Origin of the sequence: Variovorax sp. 770b2 (assembly GCF_900115685.1) — a bacterium.
Lineage (GTDB): Bacteria > Pseudomonadota > Gammaproteobacteria > Burkholderiales > Burkholderiaceae_C > Variovorax.
Map to the genome: position 1 here is coordinate 602,988 of NZ_FOXJ01000001.1, position 14,896 is coordinate 617,883.

The window sequence follows — 14,896 nt, forward strand, 5'->3', positions numbered from 1 at the left end:
TGCGCATGCGCATCGCCATCCCCGACGACTACCAGGACTGCGTTCGCGGCCTGGACTGCTTCTCCAGGCTCGACGCCCACGAGACGCGCATCTACAACGACACGGTCAAGGGCACCGACGCGCTGGCCGAGCGCTTCGCGGATGCGGAGGCCCTTGTGCTGACGCGCGAGCGCACGCGCATCGATGCCGCGCTGCTCGATCGCCTGCCCAAGCTCCGGCTGATCAGTCAGACCGGCAAGCTCGCGGGCCACGTCGACCTGGCGGCCTGCACGGCGCGCGGCGTGCTCGTGGCCGAAGGCAGCGGGGCGGGGTCCGCCACCGCGGAACTGAGTTGGGCGCTCGCGCTCGCGAGCCGCCGGCACCTGGTCGATGAGGCCAACCGCATGCGCCAGGGACTCTGGCAAGGACACCTCGGCCAGCAACTCGGCGGGCAGCGTCTCGGTGTCTGGAGCTACGGCCGCATCGGCCGGCAGGTGGCCGCCTACGGCCGCGTGTTCGGCATGAAGGTCTGGGTCTGGGGCCGCGAGGCATCGACTGCCGCGGCGCGCGCCGACGGGTTCGAGGTGGCGCCGTCGCGCGAAGCCTTCTTTGCCGAGAGCGATGTGGTGAGCCTGCACGTGCGGCTTACGGCCGACACCCATGGGTTGGTCACGGCCGAAGACCTCGCGCGCATGAAGCGCACGGCGCTGCTGGTGAACACCAGCCGCGCCGAACTGGTCGCCGAGGGCGCGCTCGAGCAGGCGCTGCGCGCGGGCCACCCCGGGTTCGCCGCCGTCGATGTCTACGAGCAGGAGCCCGTCATGGCGCGCGACCATCCGCTGCTCGCACTGCCCAACGTGCTGTGCACGCCGCACATCGGCTATGTCGAGAAGGACAACTACGAGCGCTACTTCGGCATCGCCTTCGACAACATCAACGCGTTCGCCGAAGGGCGTCTCACCGATGTCGTGAACCCTGAAGCGCTGGAAGCCGCGCGCCGCAGGAGCTGATCCGGCGGCGCGCCCGGCTCAACCGCGTGCGAGCACGGCCACGCCGTCCGCCGCACGCACGCCTTCTCCCTTCGGCAGCACGAACACCGGGTTGATCTCCGCCTCGACGAGCCGCTCGCCCAGCGCGTCGATCATCCGGGAGAACGCGACGATCGCCGATACCAGCGCATCGACATCGGCCAGCTTGCGCCCCCGGAAGCCGTCGAGCAGCGGCCATGTGCGCAGCTCGCGCACGAGCGACAGCGCTTCGTCGCGGCTCAGTCCGCCGGGTGGCACCATGCGCAGCGCGGTGTCCTTGAGCAGTTCGGCCGTGACGCCGCCCATGCCCAGCAACACGGCCGAGCCGAGCGGATCGCGATGGCAGCCGAGGATCAGCTCCACGCCGCCCTGGACCATCTCCTGCACCAGGAACTGCTGTGGCCGCACGCCGGCGCGTTGGCTCACCTCGTCGGCCATCCGCTCGAGCCGTTCGCCGACGCGGTCCGCGGCGATGCCGACCGCCACGCCGCCGACATCGCTCTTGTGCGTGATCTCGGACGAGAGGATCTTGAGCACGACCTTGCCTTCGCCCAGTTCGCGAGCTGCCGCCACCGCCTCTTCGGCATTGCCGACGATGTGCTCGCGCACGCACGGCACGCCGAAGCGCGCGAACAGGTTCTTCGCTTCGGTTTCGTTCAACGCGCCATCGGGCAGGTCGTCGATGCGGACGGCGACCGTCGCATCGTCGTCTCGTGCCGCGGGCTCTTTCCACTGCGCTGTTTCAAGCATCGCCGCGAGCGCGCTCGTGCAGCTCTCGGGCGCCATGAAGGCGGGCACACCGCGCCGGTTCAACAGGCTCGCGATGCCCGGTGCATGCGGGCTCACGAACACCACCAGCGGCTTGTCGCTGCCGGGCAGGCTGTCGTGGATGGCGCTGGCCATGAGATCAGGCATCGCCAGGCCCGAGGAGCCGACGATCACCACCACCGCGTCGTAGCTCGGGCTCGCCAGCAGCGAGGTGATCGCGCCGCGCAGCAGTGCCGGCTGCAGGCCCGCCAGCGTGACATCGATGGGGTTGCGGTCCAGCACCGCGTGGTCGCCGGACTGCAGCGCGCGCAGCGCCGCGGCCGTCGCTTCGTCGGGCGCGGGGGTCTCGAAGCCCGCCGTGCCGAGGCTGTCGGCCACCAGCGTTCCCGCGCCACCGGTCGATGTGAGCACCGCGACGCGGCGGCCCGCAAGGCGCCGGCGGGTGACCAGCGCGGCGGGCAGGTCGAGCAGGTCGGAAAAGGTCTCAGCGCGGATGATGCCGACTTCGCGGAACAGCGCGTCGTACATGCGGTCCGCACCCGCGAGCGCGCCGGTGTGCGACACGGCCGCCGCCGCGCCCGATTCGGAACGCCCGACCTTGAACACGACGACCGGCTTGCCCTTGCGCGCGGCCTTGAGCGCCGCGGCCTTGAACCTCGCGGGGTTGCGCACGCCCTCCATGTAGAGCGCGATCACCGAGGTCGCCTCGTCGTCGGCCAGGTGGTCGATGAAGTCGGCCATGTCCAGGTCGGCCTCGTTGCTCGTGGAAATCAGCTTCGACAGCCCGATGCCGCGCGCCGCCGCGCGCGACAGCAGCGCGCCCAGGATGCCGCCGCTCTGCGACACGACGCCGATGCTGCCGGCCGTGAAGTCTTCCAGCTCCAGCGCGCCCGTGGCCGAGAGCGTGATGCGGTCCGTGAGGTTGACCAGGCCGATCGTGTTGGGCCCCAGGATGCGCATGCGGCCCGCGGCCTCCAGCAGCTGTTGCTGGCGCCGCGCGCCTTCCGCACCCACTTCGGTGTAGCCGCTGGCCAGCACGATGGCGGCCGCGGTGCCGCGCGCGGCGAGGTCGCGCACCGCCTCGTGCGCGCGCTCGGCGCCCAGCAGCACGATGCCGACATCGGGCGCCTCGGGCAGCGACTGCACGTCGGGATAGCTCTTGAGCCCGCCGATCACGTCGGCGCGCGGATTCACCGGATAGATCGCGCCGCCGAAGCCGTGCTTCGTGAGGTACGCGACCGGGCGGCCCGCGGTTTTCGTCGGGTCGGCGGAGGCGCCGATCACGGCCACGCTGCGCGGCTTCATGAGCCGGGCGATCGCGTTGTCGGGAAGGGGCGTGCTCATGCCGCCTTCTCCTTGCCCGCATTCAGGAACGCCAGCACCGCGTCGCGATGCTGCTGCGTGGTGTAGCAGATGCCCTGCGCCTGGCTGCCCTTGGCGAACACCTGCTCGGCCGGCGATTCGAAGCTCTGGTTCAGGATCGACTTGCCCAGCGCGATCGCGGCCGCCGAGCCTTGCGACAACTCGGTTGCCCACGCGTGCGCGTCGGCCAGCAGGTTCTGCGCGCTGGTCACGCGGTCGGCAATGCCCAGCTGCAACGCTTCGGCCGGCTCGACCTTGCGGCCGGTGAAGATCAGTTCCTTGGCGCGCGAAAGCCCCACCCGCCGCGGCAGGAAGTACATGCCGCCGCCGTCCGGAATCAGCCCGCGCTTGATGTAGCTCCACGCGAAGCTGGCCGCATCGGAGGCCAGCACGAAGTCACAGGCCATCGCCATGTCGGCGCCCAGCCCGTTGGCGCCGCCGTTGACGGCCGCGACCACCGGCTTGGGCATCGTGTGCAGCAGCGACACCGAGTGGTGCACGCCTTGCTGGCGGCTCCATCCGTTGAAGCCGACCTCGCCGGCCGGCGCGTCCATGCGCCGCTGCATGCCGGCCACGTCGCCGCCGGCGCAAAAGCCCTTGCCGGCGCCGGTCAGCACCAGCGCGCGCACGGTGTTGTCGGCGGCGACTTTCTCCAGCGCAACGACGAAGTCGCTGCGCATGCCGTCGGTGATGGCGTTGCGCTTCTCGGGGCGGTTCAGCGTCAGCGTTGCGATGCCGGCGCGGATCTCCAGTTCGATCAGCGACGGTGCCGTGTCCGGTGTGGTGCTCATGGGTGGTTCTCCTCAGTCTGTGGTGATGTGGTTGTCCTTGACGACCTTGCGCCAGCGCACTTCCTCGGCGCGCACGTAGGTGTCCAGTTGCCCGGGCGCGCCGACGTCGACGGCCAGGCCTTCCGATTCGGTCTGCTTGATGAAGGCGGGTGCCTTGACGGCCTTCCTGACCGCGGCGTTGAGCTGGTCGATCACGTCCTTGGGCGTCCTGGCCGCGACGTAGAGGCCGTACCAGCTCTCGGCCGCGTAGCCCGGCACGCCGGCCTCCGCGAGCGTCGGCACGCTGGCATAGGCGGGGGAGCGGCGCGCGGTGGTCACGCCGAGCGCGCGCATCTTGCCGCTGTCCACGAAGGGGCGCACGGCCGATGCGGTGGCGAACATCATGTCCACCTGGCCGCCCAGGAGGTCGGTCATGGCCGGGCCCGCGCCGCGATAGGGAATGTGGGTGAGCTCGACCTTGGCGAGGTTCTTGAAGAGCTCGCCCGCCAGGTGCGCCGAGGTGCCGTTGCCCTGCGACGCGAAGGTCAGCTTGCCCGGCTTCGCCTTGGCCGCGGCCATGAGGTCGGCGACGGTCTTGTAGGGGCTGTCGGCGCGCACCACCAGCACGTTGGGCGAGACGCCGATCAGCGCCACGGGCGCGAAGGCCTTGTCGGTGTCGTAGGGCAGCTTCGGTTGCAGCCCCGGGTTCACCGCATGCGCGAACGTCGCCATGACGAGCGTGTAGCCGTCGGGCGCGCTCTTGGCGACGAACTCGCTGCCGATGATCGTGCCGGCACCGGGCTTGTTGTCGACGATGACGGGCTGGCCCAGCGCCTCCGACATGCCGATGCCGAGCGTGCGCGTGATGGCATCGGTGCCGCCGCCGGGCGCGAACGGCACCACGATGCGCAGCGGCTTGTCGGGAAAGGCGGCCCATGTCGTGAGCGGCGCGAGCACGATCAGCGACAGCGCGAGCGCGCGAAACGATGTGGATGTCGGCATGCCTGTGTCTCTCTTTATAGGGTTGGAAGCGAGCCTTCAGCTTAGGTCGCATACTCCCGCCGCGCACCGGCCCAATTCCACTCAATGGAAATGACGGAAGGCCCGCGCCTCTGGGAATCAAGGAGACAACATGGCAAGCACGCTCAATCGTTCGCTCGAACGGGGCATGGAAATCCTTCGCGCCTTCCGGCCCGGCTCCACCCTGTTGGGCAACAGCGAGATCGCCGAGCGCACGGGGCTCTCGCCCGCGACCGTGAGCCGCCTCACGCAGACGCTGGTGGTGGCCGGCATGCTGGCGCATAACCGCAGCGCGCGCGCCTATCGATTGGCCGCGCCGGTGCTGAGCCTGGCGCACGCCATGCGCACCGGCTCGGTCGTGCTGCAGGCCGCCGCGCCGCTGATGCGGGCGCTGGCCGAGAAGCTGCGCATCAACGTCGGCCTGGCGGTGGCCGACCGCTCGGAGATGGTCTATCTGGAATCGATCCGCTACAACCGCCGGGCCTCGCTGCGCAACGTGGTGAGCGGGCAGCGCGTGCCGATCGAGCTGACCTCGCTGGGACGCGCCTGGCTGGCCGTCGCGCCGGCCGACGCGCGCGAGGCGCTGTACGCGGAATTCGCGGCGCGGCGAGCCGACTGGCCCCGGCTGCGCAAGGACATCGACAAGTCCATCGAGAGCGTCGCGCAGCGGGGCTGGTGCGTCGCGTCGTGGCAGCCGGAAGTGGTGGCGCTGGCGGCGCCGCTGAAGCTGGAATCCGCGTGGGGCTGCGTGCTGAACGTGAGCGTGTCGTCCACGGAGTCATCGAACGACGTGGCGGCGGAACTGAGCGCGCCGCTGCTGGCCCTGGGCCAGAAGATCACCCGCGCGGTGGACACGCGGGAGCCCGCCGGCGAGATGCGCTAGCGGGCCCTTGCGTCGATGTCAGCGGCGGACCTTGCCGTCTTCCGTGAGCATCGAGAGCTCCACGTAGTTCGACGCCTTGTGGTCGCGCGCGCTGAAGTCGACGTGGAAGCCGCCGAAGTCGGTGTTCTGCATCGACTCGAGCCCGGTGATCAGCGAATCGCGTGTGGCCGGCTTGCCGGCGCGCTTCAGGCCTTCGGCAAACACCTTGGCCGCCACGTAGCCTTCCATGCTCGAGTAGTTGGGCTTGGCGTCGCCGCCGGCCTTGCGCACGGCCTCCACGTACTCGCGCGAGATCGCGGTGCTCGTGGAGAACGGGGAGGGCATGACCTGGCTGATCACCACGCCGCGGGCTTCCTTGCCGAGTTCGTCGGCCAGCGCCTGCGTGCCTACGAAGGACACGTTGAAGAAGGTGCCGCCGTAGCCGGCCTTGCGCGCTTCGCGGATGAATGCTGCGCACGCCTTGTAGGCGCCCACCTGGATCACGGCCGCGGGCTGGGCGGCCATGATGTCCTTCACCGCCTTGCCCACGTTGACCGAGTTGCGCTCGACGGTGCCGATGGCGACCGGCGCAAGGCCGATGGGCTTGAGCGCGTTGAGGACACCCGAGAGTCCGGCCTGCCCGTACGCGTCGTTCTGGTGGAACACGGCGATCTTCTGGATGCCGAGCGAGGTCAGTTGCTTCACGATCAGTGCGGTCTCGTCGTCGTAGGAGGCGCGGACGTGGAACACGGTCTTGCGGAACGGATCGCGCAATGCTTCCGCGCCGGTGAACGGGCCGAAGAAGGGAATCTTCGCGGCATCGACCAGCGGCATCGCCGCCATGCAGGTGGGCGTGCCGACATAGCCGAAGAGGGCGAAGACATCGTCCTTGATGAGCTTGTCGGTGTTGGCCTTGCAGCGCTCGGGCTCGTAGCCGTCGTCCAGCGTGCGCAACTCGATGGTGCGGCCGTTGACGCCGCCGGTGGCATTGAGCGCGTCGAAGTAGATGCGCGCGCCCTGGTTCATCTGCAGGCCCAGTTGCTCCGCGGGGCCGCTGAATGCGGCGGATTGTCCGAGCACGATGCGTGCGGGTTGGGCAAGGGCGGGAAGTGCGATCGCGGCGCCGGCGGCGGCAAGGCACTTGATCGCGTCTCTGCGGCGAAGGGAGGTTTTCAGGGAGGACATTGGACGGGTCTCGAGCAGTCGAAAGCCTCTGCAGAACCTGACAGGACCCCCGCTGCTCATGTAAGAAGGTGATGCGCAGTGTAACCGTGGGTTCGGGTAAACCCTTGGTTCCGTCGGGCTATCGCACCCCGAACAGGCCTGCCGCATTCCCCCACGCCACGCGCTGCGCCACGGCCGGCGGCAGGTCGCCGAGCCAGCCGCGGTAGCCCTGCATGATCTCGTCGTAGGAGCTCCAGCGCTGGTTGATCCAGGTGTCCGAACCCACGAGAAAGCGGTCGGGAAACGCCAGGATCAGCTCGCGCCATGGCGCGCACAGCTTGCCGCCCTCGCAGGTGAGCCCGGGGCGGTACGACAGCTCGCCCATCAGCTTCGGATAGCGCTCCAGCATCTGACGCACCCGCGCGATGGGCGCGCCGCCGATGCCCGTGTGCGCCCAGACGAGCCGCAGCTCGCGGCCCTGGGTGGGCGAGTGCGCCATCAGCAGGTCGACCGCCTCGTCGTCCACGTGCGCGAGCACGGCGAGCTGCCGTTGCTCGGCCAGCACCATCAGCTTCCTGGCCACCGGGCCGTTGGCATTGGCGCTCTCGTACAGGTGGAATTCGCCGATGCCGCGGTACGGGCCGCTCGCGGTGCCGCGCGTGAGCTCGGCCTGCACCATCTCGTAGATGGTGTCGTCGCGGAACCAGTTGGTGTAGTCGGCGCGGTTGCGGTACAGGCGCACGAAGGGCACGACGGTGACGCCGGCATCGCGCGTCTCGCGCAGGGCCGCGAGCGTGCGCGTGCCTTCGTTGGGCCGCGAGTTGCCGACGATGGCGCGCACGCCGTTGCGCTGCATGCGCGCGAGTGCATCGGCCGGCGGAAACGGACCGCTGCTGCCGTTCCATGCCTCCTCGTTGTAGTGCAGGTGGGCGTCGAAGATCGGGCCGGTGTAGTCGGCCGCCTGGGCCGAGAGGGCGAAGGCTGCGCCGCAGGCCAGCAACGCCGCGCGGAAGAGAAAGGAGGAAGCCATGGATGTTCCTTGCGAGATGCCCGTGGAAGACACGCGATCGTCGATGCAGAATCGGTTTCGATCAACGGAGCCTTCCCCGATGCCTGTCGAACAAGACCCCCCGTACCGCACGCCCTACGAAACCGGCAACCGCAACCAGACCACCACCTGGGCCGAGTGCATCGCCTTCTACGAGCGGCTCGCGAAGGACTTTCCCTCGGTGCTGCGGTGGCAGCAGATCGGCACTTCGGACAACGGCATCCCGATGCACGCGGGCATCGTCACCGCCGAGGCGCAGTTCGACCGCGAGACCCTGCAGCGGCAAGGCCGCCCGGTCTTCTTCAACAACAACGGCATCCACCCCGGCGAGCCCGAGGGCATCGACGTGTGCATGGCGCTGGTGCGCGATTTCTGCACCGAGCCCGCAAGGCTCGCCGCGCTGGGCGACACGGTCTTCCTGTTCATCCCGGTCTACAACGTCGACGGTTGTCTCGACCGGCAAAGCACCTCCCGCGCGAACCAGCTGGGGCCGCAGGCGTTCGGCTTTCGCGGCAACGCGCGGCACCTGGACCTGAACCGCGACTTCATCAAGTGCGACAGCCTCGCCGCGCAGGTGTTCAACCGCTTCTTCACCGCGTGGGACCCGGACGTGATGGTCGACACCCACACCTCCAACGGCGCCGATTACGCCTACACGATGACGCTGATCCCGACCCAGCCCGACAAGCTCGGCGGTGGCCTCGGCCAGTTCCTGCGCAGCCGCATGCTGCCGGCGATCTACGGCGACATGGACGCGCGCGGATGGCCCACCTGCCCCTACGTGAACTGCGTGGCCGAGACACCCGACGACGGCATCGCCGACTTCCTCGACATGCCGCGCTTTTCCACCGGCTACGCGGCGTTGCACCACACCATCGGCTTCATGCCCGAGACGCACATGCTCAAGCCCTACGCCGACCGCGTCGCGGCGATGCGGACGCTGGTCGAGGTGGTGCTGGACTTCACCATCGCGCATGCGGCGCAGATTCAAGAACTTCGTCGCGAGGCCAAGGCGGCCGCGGCGAAGCAGGCGCAATGGCCGCTGACGTGGCGTTCCGACCAGAACCGGCCGAACAGCTTCCGCTTCAAGGGGTACGAGGCGGTCTACACGCCGAGCAGCCTGGGCAACTACCAGCGGCTGGCCTACGACCGCAGCCAGCCTTGGGAAAAAGACATTCCGTACTTCGATCGCTTCGTGGAAGACGCGGCCATCGCCGCACCCAAGGCCTATCTCGTCCCGCAGGCCTGGCGCGAAGTGATCGAGCGTCTGGAATGGAACGGCGTGGCGATGCGAAGGCTGGAGGAAGACCAGGTCTTTCGTGACGCGCGGGTGTACCGCATCGAACGCGTGGCCTCGCGCCCCGGCCCCTACGAAGGGCACATGTTCCACGACGAGGTGACGCTCGTTGCGAACGCCGAGACCGTTCATGCGCGCGCCGGCGACGTGTGGATTTCCCTGGCCCAGCCGAAGGCCCGCTACATCGTCGAGACGCTCGAACCCGAGGCCCACGACAGCTTCTTGCGCTGGGGTTTCTTCGACAGCGTGCTCGAAAAGAAGGAGGCGTTTTCAGCGTACGTGTTCGAAGACACGGCGCGCCGGATGCTGGAAGAAGAGCCGGCGCTGAAAGCCGGCTTCGACGCATGGAAGAAAAGCAACCCCAACAAGCTCTCCGATCCGCGCGGAGTCCTCGGCTACATCTTTGCGCACGGCCAGCGCCATGCGGAACCCGGGTGGCGGCGCTACCCGGTGGCGGGCTTGAGCTAGCGAAGCGTGGCTTACTTCGCGGGGTGATCCCGCCGGTACAGCGCCCACTCCTCGATCTCTTTGCCATCGGGCAACTGGCAGATGCCGTACTGCCCCTTGTCGTTGGACTTCATGAGGGTCTTGCCGCCCAGCTTCTGGCAGTAGACCGATGCCGGGTTCGCCATGCCGACCCGTGGCGGCTGCGGTTCCGGATCGGGCCTGGTCTGGGCGCAGGCCGTGAAGACGAGCGCACAGAGCGGGAGCAGCAGGTACTTGGTCATCGGGGCAGTGTAGATGTCGTGGCCTTCGGCCGGGACGACGGCTCCCACGAATCCGGCGTGGTCGCCACCAGCCCCTTGAAGTTCTTCCACGACCGTGCGCCCGGCACGGTGCGCCCGCCGATCACCGCCACCTTCGCATACGCCACCATGCGCTCGCGCAGGTAGCGCCGGTCCGATTCGTGCCAGGTCTCGATCGAGTGCGGCCCGCGCGCCAGCACGATCTCCTTCACGCCGCGGATGCGGTTGTAGGCCGCGACGGTGCCCTCCAGCGTTTCGGCGCGGTCCCACAGGCCCTTGCCGAAGAAGGCCGAGGGCCACCGGTCCATGCCCGCGAGCGGGGCCGAGTTCGGATAGAAAAGGATGTGGTGGTCCGCCGCCATGCCGCCCAGGAACAGGTTGCGGTCCGCCAGATCGGGCGCGTCGCCCACGTAGCCCGCACCGCTCGCGAACGACGACAGCAAGATCGCGCCGCGGATGTTCTTCAGGCCCCGCGGCTTGGCGCAGCTGACTTCCGGCAGGTCGAAGCTGCAGGAGGCGACGTAGTTGGTGGTCATCGCCCAGGCGGTGGACATCGAGCCGCGCGAGTAGCCGCCCAGCACGAGCGGAATCTCGTTGGCCTTCATGCCCGCCAGCAGGCGGCCGCGCGCGGCGGTGCCTGCCAGCACTTCGCCCGAGGGCGTGAGCATGCGCAGGCCACGGCCGTCTTCCAGCTGGCCGAGCGTGCGGAACACATCCTCGCCTTGCTCCAGCGTGTTGGTGTCGCTGAAGCCGCCCGAGATGCCTTCGCCGCGCCGGTCGTAGGCCAGCACGTCGAAGCCCGCCTGGTTCAGCGCGTGGAGGTTTTCGCGCCACCAGCGCTGGCCCATGGTCTCGGTGGTCGCGTTGGGGAACTGCACGGGCGTGGTCTTGCCCGTCTTCTCGTCGGTGCGGTACGACACCTCCTCCGGATGCTGGATCGCCGTGAGCTGCCCCCCGCCGCCGGGCGCCATGATCGCGAGCGCGCGCACCTTGCGGCCCTTGCCGTCGTCCACGCCGGCGCCTTCGATGTACCAGCCGCGCAGCTTGATGTCGGCGGTCTTCTTCAGGTCGATGCGCTCGAAGGCATCGGGCGGCACGGTGAACTCGACCGTGTAGGTGCGGCCCTCCGCTTCGGCGATGCCTTCCCGGTAGGGCGCTTTCGCGAAGAAGGCGGGCCGGCGGATCTGCTTCAGGTCGACCTGCCCGTCGGGATCGATCTTTCCCGACGGATCGACCGTGCCGGTGGAGCGCGTGGCGCGCTCCTTGTTCGGCGGCAGCCAGCGCTGCATCTGCGCGTCGATGCGCTTGAAGCAGGCCGCATCTTCCTTGCAGGCGCGCCAGCGGGCCTTGAGCTTGTCGTCGGTGAATTCGCTGATGTGATAGTCGCCGCCCGCGTAGCTGGCAGGCGTGGGGTTGGCCGTGAGCAGCAGCGGCACGCAGACGGTGCTGCCCACGCCCTCCTTGCCCTGGCGCAGCAGATAGCCGGGCAGCATCGCGTTGCGGTCGGTGCCGACCCAGGCGGTGCAGTCGGTGGGCGGGGGCGTGCTGTTGTCCGCCTGGCGCTTGGCCTCGGTGGTGCCCGAGCAGGCCGAGAGCGCGAGCAGTGCACAAAGGCAGATCGTGCCGATCGCGCCGATCGCGCAGGGACTTCGTTCGGGGCGGGGCGACAGATCGTTGAGGGTCATGCGGGCGAGGGCTCGTGCAGTGAGGCGTGCCATTGTGGGTGCTGTCCGTGACGGATGCGGCGGGGCCAATGGCGCTTTGTGATGCGGGAGGGCTCCTACCGGGGGAAGTGTCCGCGTGCGATGTCCAGCAGCGCATCGACCAGCGGCGCCCGCACGGTCGACCGTTGCCAGAGCACACCCACGGTCCTGGTGGGGCAGGGCGATGGAAGCGGCCATTTCTTCACCTCCCGGTTGAGCGCACCGACGACGGCCCAGTCGGGCAGCACCGACACGCCCAGCCCTTCGGCCACCAGCTTCGCGATGTACTCGATGCCGTCGAGCTCCACGCGCACGTGGGGGCGAATGCCGCGCTGGCGCAGGTAGTCGTCGGCCATCTTGCCGCCGACGACCTGGCGGTCGTAGCGGATGAACGGTTCGCGCGCGATCGTGGCCAGCGCATCCGCGACCTTCATGCGTGCGGGCGCCAGCAGCACCAGCGGCTCCTCGCGCAGGGTGTGCCAGTTGTTCGTCTTGGGCAGCTCGAACACGGGATGCACGAGGATGGCCGCATCGAGTTCGCCCGCCATCACGCGGCCATAGAGCGCCGTGCTCGTGCCCAGCTCGATGTAGATGCGGATGTGCGGATGCCGCCGCACCCAGTCTTTCAAGAGCAGCGGCACGATGCCCATGAGCCCCGTGGGAATCGCGCCGAGCCGCAGCGGCCCGGCGGGAAGCTCGGTGTCCGAGGCCTCGGACTGCAGGTCGCGCAGTTCACGCAGCACATTGCGCGCCCGCGCCAGGATGCGCGCGCCGGAGACCGTCGGCCGCACGGTGCGCCCCGAGCGCACGATCAGCTGGCTGCCGATGTCCGCCTCCAGCGCCCGCACGCGCTGTGCGATCGTGGCGGGTGTCATGTCCAGGTGGCGCGCGGCCTCGGCGATGGAGCCGAGTTCGACGACCGAGACGAAGCTTTGCAGGAAGCGTGAATCCATGGAGAAAGGCCCGAAGTAGAAGAAACAATTTACTGCTTCAGAAGATATGGAACAACCATTTTTCTTTGCTTTGAAGAATTCCAGAATTCGTTCCGATCCGTGCCCAGCGCCGATCGCACAACCATCCTGGAGACCTCCTTGCCAAAGATTCAATCGATCCATTTCTGCGCCGCGGCCGTTCCGCTCGACCGCGTGACCTCGTTCTCCAACCGCACCGTGAGCGTCCGCCACTACGGGCTCGTCAAGGTCCGCTCCGACGAGGGCGTCGAGGGCATCGGCTTTTGCTACGTGGGCAGCGCGGGCGGCGCGCTCTTCGCCGCCGCGGTCGAGCAGTTGCTCGCGCCGGTGCTGATCGGCAAGGATTCGTATGCCGTCGAAGGGCTGTGGTCCGCCATGTACCAGGAGTCGCTGCTGCAGGGCCGCTCGGGCACCGTGATGCGCGCCATCAGCGCGCTCGACACGGCGCTGTGGGACCTGAACGCGAGAACGCACGCGCTGCCGCTGCACAAGTACCTGGGCGCTGTCGAACTCGAGTCGGTGCCGGCCTATGCGAGCGGCGGCTACTACCTGGAGGGCAAGACGCCTGCGATGCTGGGCCAGGAAATGGCCAGCTACGTCGACAAGGGCTTCAAGGCCGTGAAGATGAAGACCGGGCGCCTCTCGCCCAAGGAGGAAGAAGAGCGCCTGAAGGCCGCGCGCGATGCCGTCGGCCCCGACGTCGAACTGATGATGGACTGCAACAACGGCTGGGTCGACACCACGCAGGCGATGCAGTACATCCGCCGCTTCGAGGCCTACGACCCGTACTTCATCGAAGAGCCCTTCGGTCCCGACGACATCGACAGTCACGCGAAGCTCGCCCGGCTCACCCGCATCCCGGTGGCGACCGCCGAGATCGGCTATGGCCGCTGGTACCACAAGGAGCTGCTGGACAAGGGCGCCGCATCCGTCCTGCAGACCGATGCGCTCGTGTGCGGCGGCATCACCGAGTGGCGGCGCATCGCCGCGACGGCATCGAGCCACGGCGTGGTGATGTGCCCGCACTGGTTCCACGACGTGCACGCGCCGCTCGTGGCGGCCACGCCCAATGCGCGCTACGTGGAGTTCTTCTGGGACGACCAGGTGCTGAACTTCCGGCGCCTGGTCGATCGCCAGCTCGACCACAAGAACGGCCGCGTGGTGCTGCACCAGACGCCGGGCCTGGGTTTCGGCTTCGACGAGAAGGCGGTGCAGAAGTACGGCAAGTGGAGCTCGGTGCAATGAGCGCACCCAGGCTGCGCGGCGTGTTGTCGCCGGTGCTCACGCCGTTCGACGCGGACCTCTCCCCGTCGGTGCCGCGCTTCGTCGGGCACTGCCGGTGGCTGCTCGACCAGGGCGTGGGCCTGTCGGTCTTCGGCACGAACTCCGAGGCCAACTCGCTGACGGTCCAGGAGAAGCGGGGCCTGCTCGATGCGCTGCTGGAAGCGGGCGTCTCGCCCGATCGCCTGATGCCCGGCACCGGCACCTGCGCGCCCGGCGACACCATCGAACTCACGCGGCACGCCGTGGCGGCCGGTTGCGCCGGGGTGCTCATGCTGCCGCCGTTCTTCTACAAGGGCGTGTCCGACGAAGGCCTTTTTCGCAGCTTCGCGCGGGTGATCGATGCGGTGGCCGACGAGCGGCTGCGCATCTACCTGTATCACATCCCGCCGGTGTCGCAGGTCGGCCTCAGCCTTGCGTTGATCGAGCGGCTGCTGAAGGCGTATCCCCGCACGGTGGCCGGCATCAAGGACAGCTCGGGCGACTGGAACCACACCGCCGCCTTGCTGCGCGAGTTCCAGCCGCAGGGCTTCGACGTGTTCGCCGGCACCGAGACCGTGCTGCTGCCCACGCTGCGTGGCGGCGGCGCGGGCTGCATCACTGCGACCGGCAATGTGAACCCCGCAGCCATCGTCGACCTGTACGCGCACTGGACCGAGGCCGACGCGGACGACAGGCAGGCGGCCCTCGACGCAACGCGCGCAGCCTTCCAGAAGCTGCCGATGATCGCGGCGATGAAAGCCACCATCGCACGGCAGACCGGCGATGCCGGCTGGGCGAGGGTGCGTCCGCCGCTCGTGGAGATCGAGGCGGCGCAACGCGCGATGCTCGCGGCCGACCTGGACGCCTGCGGGTTCCGCATGCCGCATGCGTCGGCACTCGCCGCCTGATCGAAAA

General features: G+C 68.8%; 13 protein-coding genes. 5 read left to right on the forward strand and 8 right to left on the reverse strand.

Annotated elements, in window-relative coordinates:
- Positions 1-5: 5 nt before the first annotated feature.
- A complete protein-coding gene (locus BM133_RS02555; protein ID WP_093434977.1) occupies positions 6-989 on the forward strand; it encodes a D-2-hydroxyacid dehydrogenase family protein in 984 nt (327 codons plus the stop codon).
- Between the two features lie 18 nt (positions 990-1,007).
- Here the strand turns inward: BM133_RS02555 and BM133_RS02560 are convergent, their stop codons facing one another.
- Genes BM133_RS02560 through BM133_RS02570 form a run of 3 tightly spaced genes read right to left on the reverse strand, consistent with a single transcriptional unit; the run spans position 1,008 to position 4,909 of the window.
- Entirely contained in the window at positions 1,008-3,119 is a 2,112-nt protein-coding gene (locus BM133_RS02560; RefSeq protein WP_093431425.1) for an acetate--CoA ligase family protein, read from the reverse strand.
- Positions 3,116-3,928, reverse strand: a complete 813-nt coding sequence (locus tag BM133_RS02565; protein WP_093431426.1) for an enoyl-CoA hydratase/isomerase family protein — start codon at positions 3,926-3,928, stop codon at positions 3,116-3,118. Before BM133_RS02565 ends, BM133_RS02560 begins: the two co-directional genes overlap by 4 nt.
- 12 nt (positions 3,929-3,940) lie before the next feature.
- Entirely contained in the window at positions 3,941-4,909 is a 969-nt protein-coding gene (locus BM133_RS02570) for a tripartite tricarboxylate transporter substrate binding protein (protein ID WP_093431428.1), read from the reverse strand.
- Positions 4,910-5,039: 130 nt separating this feature from the next.
- On the opposite strand from BM133_RS02570, the gene BM133_RS02575 reads away from it, so the two are divergent.
- Positions 5,040-5,810 (forward strand): IclR family transcriptional regulator, encoded by a 771-nt coding sequence (locus BM133_RS02575; protein ID WP_093431429.1) that lies wholly within the window; start codon positions 5,040-5,042, stop codon positions 5,808-5,810.
- An 18-nt stretch (positions 5,811-5,828) separates the two neighbouring features.
- Here BM133_RS02575 and BM133_RS02580 read toward each other — a convergent pair whose 3' ends face one another.
- A complete protein-coding gene (locus BM133_RS02580) occupies positions 5,829-6,974 on the reverse strand; it encodes an ABC transporter substrate-binding protein (protein ID WP_093431431.1) in 1,146 nt (381 codons plus the stop codon).
- A 118-nt stretch (positions 6,975-7,092) separates the two neighbouring features.
- Positions 7,093-7,983 carry an amidohydrolase family protein gene (locus tag BM133_RS02585; RefSeq protein ID WP_093431432.1) on the reverse strand — a complete coding sequence of 297 codons (891 nt, stop codon included), beginning with the start codon at positions 7,981-7,983 and terminating at the stop codon, positions 7,093-7,095.
- A gap of 79 nt (positions 7,984-8,062) precedes the next feature.
- Here BM133_RS02585 and BM133_RS02590 point away from each other — a divergent pair, with 79 nt between their 5' ends.
- Positions 8,063-9,766 (forward strand): M14 family zinc carboxypeptidase, encoded by a 1,704-nt coding sequence (locus BM133_RS02590; protein WP_093431434.1) that lies wholly within the window; start codon positions 8,063-8,065, stop codon positions 9,764-9,766.
- An 11-nt stretch (positions 9,767-9,777) separates the two neighbouring features.
- Here the strand turns inward: BM133_RS02590 and BM133_RS02595 are convergent, their stop codons facing one another.
- The 3 genes from BM133_RS02595 to BM133_RS02605 all read right to left on the reverse strand — a co-directional run bounded on the left by BM133_RS02595 (position 9,778) and on the right by BM133_RS02605 (position 12,700).
- Positions 9,778-10,026: a putative hemolysin gene (locus tag BM133_RS02595; RefSeq protein ID WP_093431435.1), complete on the reverse strand. Its 249-nt coding sequence runs from the start codon at positions 10,024-10,026 to the stop codon at positions 9,778-9,780.
- Positions 10,023-11,729, reverse strand: coding sequence for a hypothetical protein (locus BM133_RS02600; protein WP_093431437.1), 1,707 nt, complete (start codon positions 11,727-11,729; stop codon positions 10,023-10,025). The genes BM133_RS02595 and BM133_RS02600 overlap by 4 nt, the downstream gene beginning before the upstream one ends.
- Positions 11,730-11,824: 95 nt before the next feature.
- Positions 11,825-12,700 carry a LysR family transcriptional regulator gene (locus BM133_RS02605; RefSeq protein ID WP_093431438.1) on the reverse strand — a complete coding sequence of 292 codons (876 nt, stop codon included), beginning with the start codon at positions 12,698-12,700 and terminating at the stop codon, positions 11,825-11,827.
- Positions 12,701-12,838: 138 nt separating this feature from the next.
- Here BM133_RS02605 and BM133_RS02610 point away from each other — a divergent pair, with 138 nt between their 5' ends.
- Both BM133_RS02610 and BM133_RS02615 read left to right on the forward strand, forming a co-directional pair.
- Entirely contained in the window at positions 12,839-13,963 is a 1,125-nt protein-coding gene (locus tag BM133_RS02610; protein WP_093434978.1) for a mandelate racemase/muconate lactonizing enzyme family protein, read from the forward strand.
- Positions 13,960-14,889, forward strand: a complete 930-nt coding sequence (locus BM133_RS02615) for a dihydrodipicolinate synthase family protein (RefSeq protein WP_093434979.1) — start codon at positions 13,960-13,962, stop codon at positions 14,887-14,889. Before BM133_RS02610 ends, BM133_RS02615 begins: the two co-directional genes overlap by 4 nt.
- Positions 14,890-14,896 lie beyond the last annotated feature (7 nt).